The 16,927-nt window shown below is 68.4% G+C and carries 12 protein-coding genes; 6 read left to right on the forward strand and 6 right to left on the reverse strand.

Annotated elements, in window-relative coordinates; translation table 11 throughout:
* Nucleotides 1–263, reverse strand: a 263-nt coding sequence (locus AC5Y2S_RS26865) for an FAD-binding protein (RefSeq protein WP_499959527.1), incomplete at its 3' end; no start/stop codon positions are given.
* Between the two features lie 135 nt (nucleotides 264–398).
* Between AC5Y2S_RS26865 and AC5Y2S_RS26870 the strand changes: the two genes are divergently transcribed.
* Nucleotides 399–1,400, forward strand: a complete 1,002-nt coding sequence (locus tag AC5Y2S_RS26870; RefSeq protein WP_499959529.1) for a Gfo/Idh/MocA family protein — start codon at nucleotides 399–401, stop codon at nucleotides 1,398–1,400.
* 5 nt (nucleotides 1,401–1,405) lie between these two features.
* Here AC5Y2S_RS26870 and AC5Y2S_RS26875 read toward each other — a convergent pair whose 3' ends face one another.
* Entirely contained in the window at nucleotides 1,406–2,221 is an 816-nt protein-coding gene (locus AC5Y2S_RS26875; RefSeq protein ID WP_499959530.1) for an alpha/beta fold hydrolase, read from the reverse strand.
* A gap of 188 nt (nucleotides 2,222–2,409) precedes the next feature.
* Between AC5Y2S_RS26875 and AC5Y2S_RS26880 the strand changes: the two genes are divergently transcribed.
* Nucleotides 2,410–3,792 carry a nucleotide sugar dehydrogenase gene (locus AC5Y2S_RS26880; RefSeq protein WP_499959532.1) on the forward strand — a complete coding sequence of 461 codons (1,383 nt, stop codon included), beginning with the start codon at nucleotides 2,410–2,412 and terminating at the stop codon, nucleotides 3,790–3,792.
* A gap of 48 nt (nucleotides 3,793–3,840) precedes the next feature.
* Nucleotides 3,841–4,836, forward strand: a complete 996-nt coding sequence (locus AC5Y2S_RS26885; RefSeq protein ID WP_499959533.1) for an NAD-dependent epimerase/dehydratase family protein — start codon at nucleotides 3,841–3,843, stop codon at nucleotides 4,834–4,836.
* 12 nt (nucleotides 4,837–4,848) lie between these two features.
* Here the strand turns inward: AC5Y2S_RS26885 and AC5Y2S_RS26890 are convergent, their stop codons facing one another.
* Nucleotides 4,849–7,077, reverse strand: coding sequence for an acyltransferase family protein (locus AC5Y2S_RS26890; RefSeq protein ID WP_499959535.1), 2,229 nt, complete (start codon nucleotides 7,075–7,077; stop codon nucleotides 4,849–4,851).
* Nucleotides 7,078–7,227: 150 nt separating this feature from the next.
* On the opposite strand from AC5Y2S_RS26890, the gene AC5Y2S_RS26895 reads away from it, so the two are divergent.
* Nucleotides 7,228–8,496 carry a glycosyltransferase gene (locus AC5Y2S_RS26895; RefSeq protein ID WP_499959536.1) on the forward strand — a complete coding sequence of 423 codons (1,269 nt, stop codon included), beginning with the start codon at nucleotides 7,228–7,230 and terminating at the stop codon, nucleotides 8,494–8,496.
* Nucleotides 8,497–8,512: 16 nt separating this feature from the next.
* On the opposite strand, the gene AC5Y2S_RS26900 is transcribed toward AC5Y2S_RS26895, so the two are convergent.
* The 3 genes from AC5Y2S_RS26900 to AC5Y2S_RS26910 form a co-directional block, all read right to left on the reverse strand.
* Nucleotides 8,513–10,714 (reverse strand): acyltransferase family protein, encoded by a 2,202-nt coding sequence (locus AC5Y2S_RS26900; RefSeq protein ID WP_499959537.1) that lies wholly within the window; start codon nucleotides 10,712–10,714, stop codon nucleotides 8,513–8,515.
* Between the two features lie 140 nt (nucleotides 10,715–10,854).
* A complete protein-coding gene (locus AC5Y2S_RS26905) occupies nucleotides 10,855–11,904 on the reverse strand; it encodes an NAD-dependent epimerase/dehydratase family protein (RefSeq protein WP_499959539.1) in 1,050 nt (349 codons plus the stop codon).
* A 133-nt stretch (nucleotides 11,905–12,037) separates the two neighbouring features.
* Entirely contained in the window at nucleotides 12,038–14,251 is a 2,214-nt protein-coding gene (locus AC5Y2S_RS26910) for an acyltransferase family protein (RefSeq protein WP_499959540.1), read from the reverse strand.
* 239 nt (nucleotides 14,252–14,490) lie between these two features.
* On the opposite strand from AC5Y2S_RS26910, the gene AC5Y2S_RS26915 reads away from it, so the two are divergent.
* Both AC5Y2S_RS26915 and AC5Y2S_RS26920 read left to right on the forward strand, forming a co-directional pair.
* Nucleotides 14,491–15,612: a class I SAM-dependent methyltransferase gene (locus tag AC5Y2S_RS26915; RefSeq protein WP_499959541.1), complete on the forward strand. Its 1,122-nt coding sequence runs from the start codon at nucleotides 14,491–14,493 to the stop codon at nucleotides 15,610–15,612.
* A gap of 16 nt (nucleotides 15,613–15,628) precedes the next feature.
* On the forward strand, nucleotides 15,629–16,897 hold the full coding sequence (locus tag AC5Y2S_RS26920; RefSeq protein ID WP_499959543.1) for a glycosyltransferase: 1,269 nt from the start codon (nucleotides 15,629–15,631) through the stop codon (nucleotides 16,895–16,897).
* Nucleotides 16,898–16,927: the final 30 nt, after the last annotated feature.

Raw genomic sequence — 16,927 nt, forward strand, 5'->3', positions numbered from 1 at the left:
GTGGTCCGTCCGGCCCGGGCCAACGCGTCGTAGTAGGCCTCGGCGGAACGCACCGCACCCGGTTCGGCGAGTTCGGGCATGGCCGCGCGAATCGTTCCCGGTGTCCCGGGCAGGGTCGAGCGGCCCTTTTCGACGAACAGCACCCGCCGGCCCGCGCGGGCCAGTGAGTGGCCCAGCATCCCGCCGCCCATGCCCGTGCCGACGACGATCACGTCCCACACAACGCGTTCGGCCTCGCGCGCACTCAGGTCGCCGTCAGCCAATCGAGCTCCTCAGCGGATGGTGTCCAACGCTTTGCCCGGTCCGGGCGAATCGCGATCCTAGCATCGCTTTGCCGCGGTCCGATCTGTTCAAAATTGTTGCGGTGGCCAGCCGGATCGACTGTTAGCATCGCCCCCATGTCTGCAGGCGGCGGCCCGGTACGGATCGGAATCTTGGGTGCTTCACGCTGGGCGCCGACGACGTTTCTCACCCCGGCCAAGGAGAACACCGAGGTCGTCGTCGCCGCGGTGGCCTCGCGGGATGCGTCCCGCGCCCGGGACTTTGCCGCCAAACACGGCATCGCCCGGGCGCACGACAGCTACGAGGAGTTGGTCGCCGACCCGGACCTGGACGCGGTCTACAACCTGCTGCCGACCAGCGTGCACGGCAGGTGGACCCGGGCCACGCTCGACGCGGGCAAGCACGTGCTGTGCGAAAAGCCGTTCACCGCCAATGCCGCCGAGGCCCGCGAGATCGCCGAACTGGCCGCCAAGTCCGACCGGGTCGTGATGGAGGCGCTGCAATACCGCTTTCACCCGCTGACCTTGCGCGTGGAGCAGATCATCGGTTCGGGGGAGTTGGGCAAGCTGGAGCGGGTGGAGGTCGCCGTCTGCGTGCTGCTGCCGAAGCGCTCCAACGCCAACGTGTACGACTACGGCCTGGCCGGGGGCGCGGTGATGGACGCCGGCGTCTATACGGTCGACATGCTCCGCACGTTCGGCGGTTCGACTCCCGAAGTCGTCGCGGCCAAAGCGAAACTGGACGGTCCCCAGGTGGACCGGGTGATGACGGCGGAGATGCGGTTCGCCGAGGGGCACACGGGCCGGCTGCACTGCGCGCTGTGGTCGTCGAATCTGTTTTGGGCGAACGCCAAGATCATCGGCGATCGCGGCCAGCTGAGCTACTTCAGCCCGGCGGCCCCGCACCTGCTGCCCCGGCTCTCGATCCGCACGGCCGACGGCAAGCGCGTGGAGCGCTTCCCGCGGCGCACCACCTACGCGTATCAGCTCGACGCTTTCGCCGGGGCGGTGCTGCGCGGGGAGCCGGTGAAGACGACGGCCGAAGGCGCGATCGAGAACATGACCGTCATCGACGGGATCTATCGCGCCGCCGGCCTTCCGCTCCGCCAGCCGGGCTGAGCCGCTCAGCGACGACGCACCTTCGGCACTGCGATTTCGGGCGGCAGGGCGCCATCGGTGAACCATGCGTCGAGGGTGCGCGCGAACAGGTCCGGATAGCGCGTGGCCCAGTCATGGGGCATCCCGAGTGCGACCCTGTCCACCCCGTTGGGCATTTGCCGAGCGAGCGCGGCGGCCCACCGGCGGACAAGCGGCAACTCCTTGGCGCCGGTCACGAACATGGTGGGCGAATCCGATTGGCCGAGTTCCTCGGGAAGCGTGAACCCCGAGGACGCCATCGTAACGTCGGCGAGCTGCCCGCTGGTGATGAGACGCACGTCCTCGCGATACTCATCGATGTGGGCCGCGGGAACCCTTGCCTGCCAAGCGTTCCGGTAGCGGCGCACCATCCAGCGGTATGCCGGGTTCCGGGCGGGCAGTGACATCACGCGCCGCGTCAACCCCACGAACGGCACCCTGTTGATGATCGTCCCGCACAGCACCGCGCGATCGACGAGTTTTGGCTCGGTCGCCAGCAACTGCACCCCCACTTGAGCCCCGAGCGACAGGCCCACCACGTGCGCCCGGCCGGTGTCCACCCGGGAGCGGATCAGTTCCGCGACCGCCGCGGCCGCCCGGCCCATCTCGAACGGCCCCTGCTCGAAGCTCTTGCCGTAGTGGGGCAGATCGGGGACCAGGCAGCGGTATTGAGGCATGCGTTCGACCACCGGCTCCCAGTACCAGCCGCTGGTATAAGCGCCGTGCAGGAAGACGATTGTGGGTGCCCCGACCGGACCGGATTCGCGTACGAACAGGCCCATGCGGGCGACCTTATCAGCCATACACGGGGATCTTTCGGGTCGATCGCGGTCGTCCACCCAGGTGGTACTCGAAGCCTAAGTCTGGGTGCATACCCAAACTTGTGGTCTATTGTACCGGTGTTGGATTAGACTGCCGGACGGTTGGCTAGGGGCGGGAGGCCCCTTCCATTCGACAACGCGCACGGGGGACCGAAGGGTTGGGTTCCGCGATGGCTGAAGGCGTGTTCGGGCGCAGCGATGCTGAGACCGATCTACTCGTCCGCGGCATGCGGTCGGGGATCGCGGTGGTGGGCTTCGGTTACATCGGCACGGTGATCGGTGCCGTGCTCGCCGATCGCGGCTGGCCGGTGACCGGGATCGACGTGCGGCAGAACGTCGTCGACGAGATCAACTCGGGCAAGACCAGCGTGCCGGAGCCGGGGCTCGGCGAGATGGTGGCCACCAACGTGCGTGTCGGGCGGCTTCGCGCCACCACCGATTTCGGCGCGCTGGCCCACAATGACTTCGTCATCGTGACCGTCGGGACGCCGCTTGGTCCGGACTACGAGCCCATCGTCGATGACATCAAGGAGGCGGCGCGGGCGGTGGGGCAGCACCTGCACCGCGGCCACCTCGTCATCCTCAAGAGCACCGTGCCGCCCAACACCACCGAGAACCTGGTGCTGCCGATCCTCGAAGAGGCCTCGGGGCTGCGGGCGGGGGTCGACTTCGGGTTGGCGTTCTGCCCGGAACGGCTCGCCGAAGGCCAGGCCATCCACGAGCTGACGTCGATCCCCGTGGTGGTCGGTGCGGTCGATGAGGTCACCGCACGCGCCTGCTCGACGCTGTGGCGACATGCCCTGGGAGTGGAATCCATCGTCGTCGACGATCCACGCACGGCTGAGATGGTCAAGCTCGCGGACAACCTCTGGATCGATCTCAACATCGCGATGGCCAACGAACTGGCCAAGGTGTGCGACCGGCTGAACATGGACGGGCTGCAGGTCATCGAGGCGGCCAATTCGATGCCCAAGGGCACCCACAACGTGAACATCCTGCGGCCGAGTATGGGCGTCGGCGGCTACTGCCTGACGAAGGATCCGTGGTTCGTCAACCATCTCGGCGAGTCGCTCGGGTTGGAGCTGGGCATCCCGCGGACGTCGAGGACCGTCAACGACACCATGCCCGCCTACACCTACGGGCTGCTCACGCAACTGCTCGCCGAGCAGGACAAGACGATCGAGACCAGCAAGATCGCGGTCCTGGGCATCGCGTTCAAGAACAACACCGGCGACTGCCGGCTCACGCCCACCAAGTACGTCGTCGAGCTACTCGAGGCGTCCGCCTGCGAGCTGTCGATCCATGACCCCTGGGTGCCCGACGAGGAAGCTCCCACGGTGACCAAGATTCCATTGACCCCGGACATCGAGTCGGCGGTCAAGGATGCCGACGCCCTGGTGGTTCTCGCGGGCCACCGGGAATTCCACCAGATCCCGCTGGCTCGGCTCGCGGACCTGACGGCTCCCGGCTGCGTGTTCCTCGACGGGCGCAACAGCTTCGACCCGGCGGCCGTGCGCGCCGCCGGATTCGTCTACAAGGGGATCGGCCGATAGGCATACTGCAGGCGAAGTAAACCCTGTACCCAGAATGAAAGAGCGACTATGTCTCATGTCGTCGTAACGGGCGGCTACGGTCTGATCGGATCGCACCTGGTGTCCACGCTGCTGGACCGCGGCGACACGGTCACGGTGTTCGACCAGGCAAAGAACACCCGCGACACCAGCATCGACTTCGACCGGCACCCCAACTTCCGGTTCGTGCAAGGCGACGTCACCGATCTGAGCGCGCTCGAGCAAGCCCTGACGCCCGGTGTCGACAAGATCTTCCACCTGGCCGCGGTCGTCGGCGTCAAGAACTACATGAAGGATCCGCTGCGCGTTCTCGACGTCAACGTGACCGGCACGCGCAACGTCCTGGAGCTGAGCCAGCGGCACGGCACCCGCGTGGTGTTCGCCAGCACGTCCGAGGTGTTCGGCAAGAACCCCAACCCGCCGTGGGCCGAGGACGACGACCGCGTCCTCGGTTCCACCAGGACGGCGCGGTGGAGCTACAGCACCAGCAAGGCCATGGCCGAGCATCTCGTCTTCGCGATGCACACCGCCCTCGGGCTGCCGGTGACGGTCGTTCGCTACTTCAACGTGTACGGCCCGCGGCAGAACCCGATATTCGTGATCTCGCAGTCCGTTCACCGCATCCTCAACGGCCGCCAACCGCTGCTCTACGACTCGGGTGACCAGACGCGGTGCTTCACCTACGTCGACGACGCGATCGCCGGCACCCTGCTCGCGGCCGACAGCGACAAGGCGATCGGCGAGGCCTTCAACATCGGGAGCATGACCGAGACCACCATGCGTGACGCCGTCGAACTGGCGATCAAGATCGCCAACGTCGACGGAGTCTCCGACGCTGAAGTCGTCGACACGGCGGCGCGCTACGGCGGTCGCTACGAGGACATCCCCCGTCGTATCCCGGACTCCACCAAGGCGCAGCGGGAGCTCGGCTGGCGCCTCAAGGTCGACGTCGAGGAGGGCATCCGCCGCACCATCGATTGGGCGCGGGCCAACCCCTGGTACCTCGAAGGACCCGCGGGGGACTAGCCGGCAGACGGCTCACCCGTGGGCGAGCGCGCGGTCGGCGAGCGCCCCCATCGCCGGCGCCAGCTCCCGGGAGTAATCGGCCGTGATGTGGTTCCAGTCGAGGTAAACCATGGCGTTGCCGACGATGACGGGGCAGCGGCTCGTGGTGCAGAACAGCTCGGTGAGGTCGGCGTATTGGCCGCCGCCGGCTTTGGTGGCGGCGGTCTCGGCCGCGATCCCGGCGTCGTTCACCGCGGCAGACCGGGGCGGGGAGCAGGCCGTGGCGTCATCGAGGTGGCCGGACAGGCATTCCGGCACCGGTGTGCCGGGGTCCGGGACCGGGCCCAGCACCAACACCTTGGCACCGGTGCCGCGCAGCTGCTGCACCAGGCGGGTCAGGCTGTCGATCCACGCCGGGTCGTACGGCGTGTAGCCCGCCTGCCAACTGCCCTCACTGTGTTCCCGCGACATGCTAACCACGACCAGCCGCGGATGCTCGGCGCGTAACCTGGCCAGGATCAGCGCCCGCCACTCGTCGCAGTGCATGAAGCGTTCGATCAGGCCGTCGAGATGCTTGGCGATGGGCACGTCGATCAACGGGCAGCCGGCCTTGGCCATCATCTCCAGCCGCCAGTGCCGTTGTTCGGCGATCGGCTGAAAGGCCGGATCCCACATCGCGGCGTGCGAGTCGCCGACCAGGGCCACCGTCGTGCTCGACGCGGTATCGCCCGCCGCGCACTCGGGCTGCCCGCTTTGGTTGGCCCCGCGGAAGCAGCCGCTGGACCACATCGCGTTCTGTCCGGCCGTCGCCTCGGCGACCGGCGGCTGCAGGTTCGACGGCACGGCCCTCAGCTCGGCCGACGCCGCGACCGCGGCCTGCGCCTGCGCGAACGCCTGCTGCACCGCCGCGTCATAGTCCATGCCGTCGCCCGCGGGGACGGGTGCGGAGGTGATGGTCAACGGAATGCCGGGCGCGCCGCGGCCGACCGGGACCGGAATCCACGCCAGCATCGCAACGCCCACGCCCACGGCCACCGCGGTGGCGGTGGCGCCCACCGCGAAACTGGCCAGCGGGGACTTGCGCAGCGGGGCGGCGTAGCGCAGCGGGGTCTCGACGAACCGCAGCGTGAGCATCCCCAAGCCGCCGGACAGCAGGACGGCAACCAACCGGCCGGCCAGCCCCAGCTGATGACCCAGCAGCGGCACCGCGAGCACCAGCACGGGCCAGTGCCACAGATACCACGAGTAGGACAGCCGGCCCATCTCCCGCATCGGCTTGAACGCCAGGATGCGGCCCGCTCCCAGCGTGGGTGTGGCGCAGCCGGCGCCGATCACCAGGACCGTGCCGAGCAGCGGCCATATCGCGGCGGTGCCCGGATACGGCGTCGCGGGGGTGAGCCGGTTGCAGACCACCACGATCAGGGCCAGCCCCGCCCATCCGGTGATCGCGGCCGCCCGTGCCGGCAGCCGGCGCCACTGGTTGGCGGTGAGGGCCAGCATGCCGCCCACGGCCAGGTCCCAGGCCCGCGTGGGCAACGAGAAGTAGGCCGCCGGGGGCACCAGATAGGTGGTCAGCAGCGACAGAGCGAAAGACAGGATCGCGACCAAAGCGAACACCGCCAGGAAGGCGCGCTTCGGTGAGTTCGGCGACGTATTAGTAGTAGCGCCGGTGCGTCGGCGGCGGGTGTGCCGGATCAGCCACCAGGTGCCGATGATCAGCACCGGCCACACCAGGTAGAACTGCTCCTCCACGCCCAGGGTCCAGTAGTGCTGGAACGGCGACGGCGGCTGATGGCCGCCGAAGTAGTCGACGTTTTCGTGAATGAACCAGTAGTTGCCGACGTACAACGCGCACGCGATGCCGTCCTCCACCACGCTCTTGGCCTGCAAGGGCGACAACAGGACCGCCGAGGCGATCACGGTCACGCTGCCGATCAGGGCCGCGACCGGCAGCAGGCGGCGGACCCGTGCGGCATAGAACTTGCGCAGCCCGAGCGTGCCGGTGTTGTTCACCTCGCGCCAAAGCTGCCCGGTGATGACGAAACCGGAAATGATGAAGAAGATGTCCGGGCCGACGAACCCACCGCTCGCGCCGGGCACGTCGGCGTGGAAGAGCAGGATGGCCACCAGCGTCAGCGCGCGCAGGCCCTCGATGTCCGGGCGGAATTCCTTGTGTGCCGAGCCCCGATCCTGCGCCACCCCGGCGGGGCTAACGCTTTCGGCCTGGACCACGGTCACCCACCTGTCTGAGGAGGCGTTCATCGAATCGAGGCATTATCACACACACGTTCAATGCCCCTCGGCCGAATCAGCCAGTGCCCGGTTATGCTGCTGGGCGGCTGGGCCGGGGACGCGAGCGACCGCGTCCATTCCCCACCCGCGCAAGGGAAGTGAAAGGCTAGGATCTCGCCGATGAAATTCGTGCTGGCAAACTGGGGAACTCGCGGCGAGGTCGAGCCCTACGTCACTGTCGGCCGCGAGCTGGTGCGCCGCGGGCACGACGTCCACATGGCCGTCGCGCCCGAGATGGTCAGCTTCACCGAGGCGGCCGGGCCCACGGCGGTCGCCTACGGACCGGAGCTGAAGGCCATCCTGGACCCGCACCGCGATTTCTGGGCGGGCCTGTTCACCACCCCCTGGAAGGTCCGGGAGCTGGGCCGGTTGTCGGGCGAATATTCGGCGCCCCTTTCCCAGTGCCGGCCCGAGGTCAGCGCGACGCTGACGTCGCTGGCCGACGGCGCCGACCTGCTGCTGACCGGCATGAATTTCGAGGATGACGCGCTCAACGCCGCGGAGTATCGCGGCATCCCGTTTGCCACCCTGCACATCTTCCCGCTGCGGGCCAACGGCCGGCTCCTGCCGTTCCTGCCGTCGCCGCTGGCCCGCTCCGCGACCCGGACGCTGGACTGGCTGGCCTGGCGCGGGGGCAAGACGCTCGAGGATGCGCAGCGCCGTGACCTCGGTTTGCCGGCGGCGACGCGCCCGTGGCCGCGCCGGATCGCCGAACGCGGCTCGCTGGAAATCCAGGCCTACGACGAGGTGTGTTACCCCGGGCTGGCGGCCGAATGGGCGGAATTCGGCGGCCGACGGCCGTTCGTCGGCGCGCTGACGATGGAGCTGCCGACCGATGCCGACGAGGAAGTCGCGTCGTGGATCGCCGCGGGAAAACCGCCGATCTGCTTCGGATTCGGCAGCGTGGGCGTCGAATCCGCTGCCGACACGCTCGCGATGATCGGCTCGGCGTGCGCGCAGCTGGGCGAGCGGGCCCTGGTGTGCGCGGCCGGGTCGGATTACAGCAACGTCCCGCACTCCGAGCACGTCAAGGTCGTGGGCGTGATGAACTACGCGGCGGCCTTGCCCGCCTGCCGCGCGTTCGTGCACCACGGTGGCTGCGGCACCACGAACGCGGGCCTGCGCGCCGGGCTGCCGACGTTGATCCTCTGGACGTTGCCCGATCAGGGGCTCTGGGGAGCTCGGGTCAAACGACTGAAAGTCGGTACCGGGCGGCGCTTTTCGGCCACCACCGAGAAATCGTTGGTCGCGGACCTGCGCACCATCCTCGATCCGCAATGCCTCACCCATGCCCGCGAACTCGCCGCCCGGATGACCAAGCCCGCCGAGAGCGTTGCGGTGACCGCCGATCTGGTGGAGAACTTCGCGCGCCGCAAGCGGGTCGGCTGAGGGGCGACCGCGGCATTCAGGCGTGCGCGAGCGTGCGGTCGGCCAGCGCCGCGACTGCCGGCGCCAACAGCCGGGAGTATTCGAACGTGAGATGACCCCGGTCGAGGTACACCAGTGTGTTGCCGATGATGACCGGGCAGCGGTTGGTGGTGCAGAACAGATCGGTGATGTCGGCATATTGTCCGCCGGCGGAGGTGGTGGCCGCGGATTCGGCCGTGATCCCGGCTTCGTTCACTGCGGCCGATCTGGACGGCGAGCAGGCGCTCGCGTCATCGAGGTGGCCCGACAGGCAGATCGGCACGTACGACTGCGGGTCCGGGGCGGGCCCGAGCGCCAGCACCTGCGCACCGGTGCCGCGCAGCTCCTGGATCAGGCGGAAGAAGCTGTTGGTCCACGCCGAGTCGTAGGACGTGAAGCCCGACGGCAAACCGTAGCGGGCGCCGTATTGGCGCATCACGCTGAGCACGATCAGCCGCGGGTGCTCGGCGCCCAAGCGGGCGAGGATCTGACCGCGCCACCGCGTGCACTCGGCGTATTCGCGGTGCAGGTTCGGGCTGATGATGTGCAGGTCCAGCAGTGGGCAACCGGCCTTGGCCATCATCTCCAGCCGCCAGTGCCGTTGGGTGGCGATCTGCTGCAACGCCGGGTTCCACATCACGGCGGTGGAGTCGCCGACCAGCGCCACCGTCGTCGCTGACGAGGTGTCGCCCGTCGCGCACTCCGGCTGTCCGTCCTGGGAAAAGTTGCGCATGCAGCCGTCGCGGAAAAAGACCTGGTGTTCGGCCGCGGCGTCGGCCAGCGGGGGATCGAGGTTCGACGGCACGGATCTGAGGTCGGCCGACGCCGCCACCGCGGCGTGCACTTGCGCGAACGCCTGCTGTACCGCCGCGTCGTAGGCGGCCATGGCGGCGCCCGCCGGGGGAGGCGCCGCGGTGATGGACAGCGGCGCGGCCGGCGCGCCGCGCCCGACCGGGGTGGGCACCCACACCAGCAGCGCCACGCCCACACAGACCGCCACCGCGGTGGATACACCGCCGAGTAGGAGGCTGGCCCGCGCCGAGCGGCGCACGGGATCGGCGAACCGCAGCGGGTTTTCGATGAATCGCAGCGTGAGTACGGCCAGCGCGCCGGACGCGATGGCCGCTGTCAACCTGGCGGCCAGCCCCAACGGGTGGCCAAGTAATGCCGGCGTGAGCAGCAGCACCGGCCAGTGCCACAGATACCACGAGTAGGAGATCCGGCCGATCGCGCGCATCGGCGAGGATCCCAACACGCGGCCGCATCCCTGCGACGGTGTGGCACAGCCGGCGCCGATCACCAGCATCGCGCCGAGTGTGGGCAACAGCGCGGCGGTACCCGGATACAGCGTGGCCGAGTTGAACTGATTGCAGCCGACCACGATGAGTGCCAGTCCGGCCCATCCGGCCAGCGCGGCAGCTCGTGCCGGCAGGCGGCGCCACCGGTCGGCCGTGAGGGCTATCAGCCCGCCGGCGGCCAACTGCCAGGCCCGGGTGGGCAGCGAAAAGAACGCGATCGCAGGTGCCGCCTCGGTGATCACAAACGACAGCGCGAAGGACGCGGCCGCGACGAACGCGAGGACCACTAGATACGGGCGCTGAGACGATGGCGGCGAGGAGTCGGTGTCGGTCTTGGCGCGCCGGCGTGCACGCCGGACGAGCCACGCCGTCCCGATGATCAGGGCCGGCCAGACCAGGTAGAACTGTTCCTCCACCCCGAGTGACCAGTAGTGCTGGAACGGCGAAGTCGGCGTCATGCCGCCGAAGTAGTCGACCCCCTGCTGGATGAACCAGTAGTTGCTGACATACAGCGCGCTGGCGATGCCGTCGAAGATGACGCCCCGGGCCTGTAACGGGGGGAGCAGCACGGCCGAGCCGATCAGGGTGACGACGCCGACGGTGGCCGATGCCGGCAGCAGCCGGCGGGCCCGGGCGCCGTAGAACTTGCCCAGCCCGACGGTGCCGGTGCCGCTCACCTCTCGCCACAGCAGTCCGGTGATCAGGAAGCCCGAGATGACGAAGAAAACGTCCACCCCGATGAACCCGCCGTCCACCCCGGGCACGTCGGCGTGAAACAGGACGACCGCAAGCACCGCGACCGCGCGCAAGCCCTCGATGTCCGGGCGGAACCGCGACTGTGCCGAGCGCCGACCCTGCGCTTCTTCGGTAGGGCGAACGCTGTCGGACTGGCGCAAGGTCACCTACCTGAAAGAAGACACGTTCTCGAATCGAGGAATTATCACACACCCGTTCAACAGGCTCGACCGATTCCAGCACGCACCATTCGACCCGCACCACCCGTGGTGGCCGATCGGCGACGGCGGCGGTTTGAAGTGGGTGGTTAGGCCTGCTCGCCGATCCAGTCGAGCAGAACACGCAGCCCGTCCTCGAGCGCCCACTTGGGACTCCAGCCGAGCTCGACGCCGGCCGGCTCGATGTCGCATCTCGCCGCGCGCACGTCGCCGTCGCGGAATTTCGCCACGACGACCGGTTCGGGGGCCGCGCAGATGGCAGCGATCTTCTGCGCCAGCTCGTGGATGGTGGTCGGGATTCCGGAGCCGATGTCGACGCAGCGAGCCACGGTCGCAGGTTTTTCGATCGCGGCGAACAGGGCCTGCACGACATCGTCTATATAGATGAAATCGCGCACGATGCGTCCGTCTTCGTAGACCTCCAACGCCTGCTGCTCGCGCGCCAATCGGGCGAAAAGCGCGACTATTCCGGTGTAGGAGTTGGTCAGCGACTGGCCCGGCCCGAAGACGTTCTGCAGCCGCAGCATGCTCACGTTGGTGTCATGAGCCGCGGTCCAGGCGGCCAGGATGTGCTCCTGAGCGAGCTTGGTCGCGGCGTAGATGTTCGTGGGTCGCGGCTCCGTTCGGCCGGCACAGCTCGGCAGCGGTATCGCGGGATCGTCCGTCGGCCCCCGCGGGTCCCAGATGCCGGCCAGGAGCTGAGCGTGGCTGCGAGGCTGCGGGTAGAAGACCTGCGCGCCGCATTGCCAAGCCCCCTCTCCGTAGACGGCCCTCGACGACGCCAGGACGAGCTGGTCGGGCACGTGTCCCGAGCGGCCCAGGGCATCGAGAAGTTGAGTCGTTCCCACCACGTTCACCGAACCATGGCGCGTCGCCTCGGAAAGCGACTGCGCCGTTCCCGTCTCGGCCGCCAAATGGACGATCTGGGAGGGACGGAACAACCGAAGCACCGCGTCGCAGTCCGGGGCGTGGGTGACGTCGCCGGTGAACAACCGCACCGATGGCGGCAGGTTGATCGCGGCACCCTCGGCATGGACCTGCGGGTGAAAGACGTCCATGACGGCGACGTCGTAGCCGGCTTCCACGAGGCGGCGAGCAAGTGCGGACCCGATGAATCCCGCCCCGCCAGTGATGAGCACCGATGTAGACAACTGCCGACGCCTCCGGTTCCTCTGTACAGAGAATTTGGTGACCGGCACGCGTCGCCGTGGGCGCGGTCCGGGTGATCATAACGGGAACCCGTAGCTCGATCGCCCGTATCGGCGGTAAGGGTCAGCCGCCGGCGGCCGTGCGGTCGGCCGGTCCCCCCGATGCGCTGGCGAGCGCGCGTTCGGCGAGCGCCCCCATTGCGGGTGCGAGCGCCCGCGCGTATTCGCTCGTCAGGTGATCGTCGAAATACACCATGCTGTTGCCCACGACGACCGGGCAGCGGTCGGCGGTGCAGAACAGCGGGGTGAGGTTTTCGTAGTGTCCGCCGCCGGCCTTGGTGGCTGCGGCCTCGTCCGCGATCCCGGCCCGGTTCAACGCCTTCGACCGCGGCGACGAGCAGGCCATCGCATCGTCGAGATGGTCGGACAGGCAGATCGGCACCGATTCGTATGGATTCGGAACCGGCCCGAGGACCAGCACCTGCGCACCGGTACCGCGCAGCTGCTGCACGAGACGGGTCAGGCCGTCGGACCATGCCCGGTTGTAGGGCTTGGGCAGGTAGTCCAGGCCGCCGTACCCGCGCGACATGCTCACCACGACGAGCTTGGGGTGCTCGGCGCGCAACCGCGCCAGCATCGCGGTGCGCCACTGCTCGCAGCGCTGAACGTAGTCGACCAGGCGGCCGACGAAGCCGTTGACGGGCAAGCTCATCGGCGGACACGCCCCCTTGGTCAGCGTCTCCAGCCGCCAGTGCTGCTGCTCGGCGACCTGCTGGAACGCCGGGGCCCACATCGTGGCGTGCGAGTCACCCAGCAGCGCCACCGTCGTCGTCGACGCCGGGTCGCCCAGCACGCACCCGGGCTGTCCGACCGCCAAGAGGTTGCGCTGGCAGCCGTTGAAGAACTCCGCCCGGTATTCGGCGGCCGCGTGAGCCAGCGGCGGCTCGAGGTTCGACGGTACGGCCCTCAGATTGGCGGCCGCCGCGACCGCGGCCTGCACCTGGGCGAACGTGTCGTGCACCGCCGCGTCGTAGGCGTCGATGCTGGAGCCCGGCGGGGGAGTCGACGCCGTGATGGTCAGCCGCGCAGCGGGCGCGCCCCCGCCGACCGGGTCGGGCAACATGCCGATCAGCACCACGCCGACGCAGACGGCGGCCGCGGTGGCGACACCGCCCAGCGCGAGACTGGCCAGGGCGGACCGGCGTATCGGGGCGGCGAATCGGAAGGGGTCTTCGATGAAACGCAACGTGAGCACGGCCAGCGCGCCGGAGACGAGGACCGTCACCAGCCTGCCGGCCAGACCCAGGGGATGGCCCAGCAATGCCGGTGCGAGCAGCAGCACCGGCCAGTGCCACAAGTACAAGGAGTAGGAGATCCGGCCGATCGCGCGCATTGGCGCCGCCGCCAGCACGCGGCCGCATCCCCGGGCGGGTGTGGCGCAGCCGGCGCCGATCACCAGCACCGCACCCAGCACCGGCAAGAGCGCGGCCGTGCCCGGATACAGCGTGCCCGGGCCAAGCAGGCCGCAGGCCAGCAGGATCACCGCCAGGCCCGCCCATCCCAGCATCGTGGCGGCGCGTGCCGGGAGTCGGCTCAACTGGCCGGCCGCCAGCGCCACCAGGCCGCCCGCCGCCAGCTGCCACGCCCGGGTGGGCAGGGAAAAGAACGCCACGGAGGGCGCGACGAAAGTGGCGGCCAGCGACAGCGCGAACGACAGCGCCGCGACCAGGGCGAGGACCACCAGATACGGGGTCTGCTTGGACGGGAGGCCGGCCTTGGTGCGCCGACGCACCAACCGGACGAGCCACGTCGTGCCGATGATCAACGCCGGCCACACCAGGTAGAACTGCTCCTCTACGCCCAGCGACCAGTAGTGCTGAAACGGCGAGGGCGGCTGTGCCGGGGAGAAGTAGCTCAGGCCCTCGTGAGCGAAGTGGTTGTTGCTGACATACAGCGCGCTGTAGACACCGTCCACGAGCACGTCGTGGGCCTGCAGCGGGGGCAGCAGGGCGGCCGAGCCGATCGCGGTGACCACGCCGACTACGGCCGACGCCGGCAGCAGCCGGCGGGCACGGGCTCCGTAGAAGCGGCTCAACTTCACGGTGCCGGCGGAGCTCACCTCGCGCCACAGCAGCCCGGTGATCAGGAAGCCCGAGATGACGAAGAACACGTCCACGCCGACGAATCCCCCGCCCACGCCGGGCAGGCCGGCGTGAAAGAGGACGACGGCCACTACCGCGACGGCGCGCAGGCCTTCGATGTCGGCGCGAAAGCCCGACCCTGCTGAGCGCTGACCCCCCCGGCCGTCGATACGGCTGACGCTGTCGGCGTGGAGCAAGGAAGCAACCTTGATAAGAAGAAGAATGAGGGCGTGTCCCCCCGGTCGGGGGAAGTATCACACACGTGTTGAACCCATTGGGTATGTTTGCGAATCATTGTTCATCGTCTTCGGCTCGGGAGCTCTGGCTCCGTGGGCTGTCCGAGGGCTGACGGAAGGCGGAGCTCGCCCATGACCTGGCTCAGACGCCAAGCCGACCCGGTAGCGCCGAGTCGGGCCGAGACCCTGGAGGTGAACCGGTGAGCGTAGTCGACAGCCCGACGGTGGAAAGCCCGCAAGTCGACCGGACGAACCTGCACAAGGTGTGGAAAGCGGTCCTCGTCGGCATCGCCCTCGTGCTGGCCGCGGCGTGCTATTTCCAGCCGGTACTTCTCGTCGTGGTCGGCGCGCTTGTGCTGTTGCTGCTGATCGCGCGCCTCGTTTTCCGGGATCGCGACCGCTACATACCGAACCTGTATGCCCGGGACATCAGGGTGTACGACGACGCGTACCGCGCGTTCATCGCCCGCACGCTCGAGGACATGCGGCGGTGCAAGATTCGGGGCCACACGCTGTTATGGGAGGCGTCGCGACTGCCGAGACCCGGCGGCCAGGGCTCCGACGAACTGCTGCTCGACCTGGGCGTCTGGCTCGGCTGGTCGACGAGGCTGATGTCGGATGCTTCGGGCCGCCAGGTGTACGGCTTCGACACCTTCGAGGGCCTCGTCGAAGACTGGCAGATCGACGACCAGGCCCTCATCAAGCAGGGCACCTTCTCGCTGTCGGAACCGCTCGCGCAACGTTCCATGCAGGACACCGGTGTGATCCTGCACGACGGGGTCCCCGACGCGCTCGGCCGCAAGGTGCAGTTCGTCAAGGGCAGCACGTACGACACGTTGGCCCCCTTCCTGGCCGATCGCCCGGGCGCCCCGATCGCGTTGTTCCACATGGATCTGGACACCTACGAGAGTTGCCTGCATGCGCTGGAAACGTGCAAGGACCGCTTCGTCGAGGGATCCATTTTGGTCTTCGACGAATACCTCGTCACCAACGCCGAAATGCTGGCGTTCTTCGAGTTCGTCAGCAAGTACGAGCTGGAATGGCGATACCGGGCCTGGGGCCTCGAGATCATGGAGATGAATCTCGAGATGGTCGTTTCGCGGTGGAAGCGGGCGACCTACTACCTGCCCTGGATTCTGGGCTATTGGTTGGTGGGCGACGGCAGCTACGTCTGGAAGTTCTTCCGCAAGCGGTTTTGGCGGTTCTGGCTGGGCGCACCGGTTGGCGACATCTTCTTCATGCTTGGCGCTGCCGGACAACGGAAGTCGGTCAGCCTCGAAATCACCGGTCTCGGCAAGCTGGACCCGAACCGCCCAGCGTGACGAGGACCAGGCCGCGATGAAGTTTGTGTTGGCAAGCTGGGGAAGTCGCGGTGATGTCGAGCCCAACCTCGCCGTCGGGCGCGAGCTGACGCTGCGAGGGCACGACGTGTGCATGGCCGTCCCGCCCGACCTGGTCGGCTTCGCGGAGGCGGCCGGGGTCGCGGCTGTCGGCTTCGGACCGGAGTCGAAGTCCATCCTCGACGCGCACCGCGAATTCTGGACCTGTTTCTTCAGCCACCCCTGGCGGATCAGGGATCTGACGACGGCGCGGCTCGCGATCGGCGGGCCTTTACTCCAGGGTTGGCAGGACATGAGCACGACCCTGCGGTCCCTGGCCGACGGGGCCGACCTGATTTTCACCGGCATCAACTTCGAGGACGCCGCCGCCAATGTCGCGGAGTACTACGGCATTCCCCTGGCCACGTTGCACTACTTCCCGCTGCGGCCCAACCGCCAGACCCTCCGGTTCCTGCCGGCGCGGCTGCGGCGTCCGGCGGTGGCGGCATTCTGGTGGGTGTCGTGGCGCGGGATGAAGAAGGTGGAAGACGCCCAGCGCCGTGAACTCGGCCTGCCGAAGGCAACCGGTTCCGCACCGCGACGGATCACCGAACGCGGATCGCTGGAAATCCAGGCCTACGACGAGGCGTGTTTTCCCGGGCTGGCGGCGGAATGGGCGCAATGGGATCGTCAACGTCCGTTTGTGGGCACGCTGACGCTGGAATTGCCGACGGATGCCGATCGAGACGTCGCGTCCTGGATCGCCGCGGGGACACCGCCGATCGTTTTCGGGTTCGGCAGCATCCCGGTCGAATCTCCGGCGGACACGATCGCCATGATCGCCGCGGCCAGCGCGCGGTTGGGCGAGCGGGCATTGGTGGTCGCCGGCGGGACCGATTACAGCGACGTCCCGCACTTCGACCACGTCAAGGTGGTGGGCGCGATGAATTACGCGACCGTGTTTCCCGCCTGCCGCGCCGTCGTCCACCACGGCGGCTCGGGCACCACGCCCGTGGCCATGCGCGCGGGGATCCCGCAGGTGATCCTCTATTGGGACCTCGTGCACGCGGTTTACGGAGCCGCGGTCAAACGGCTCAAAGTCGGCACCGCCCGGCGCTTTTCGACGGCCAGCGAGAGATCGTTGATCGCGGATTTGCGCACCGTCCTCTCCCCGCAGTACGCCGCCCGGGCCCGCGAACTGGCCGGCCAAATGACCGAACCGGCCAAAAGCGCCGCGGCCGCCGCCGACCTGCTGGAGAATTTCGCCCGCCTCAAACGGGCTCGCTGATCGGCCAAGGCGATTTGTAAGGCAGGGGCC

Source organism: Mycobacterium sp. NGS69 (assembly GCF_059812165.1).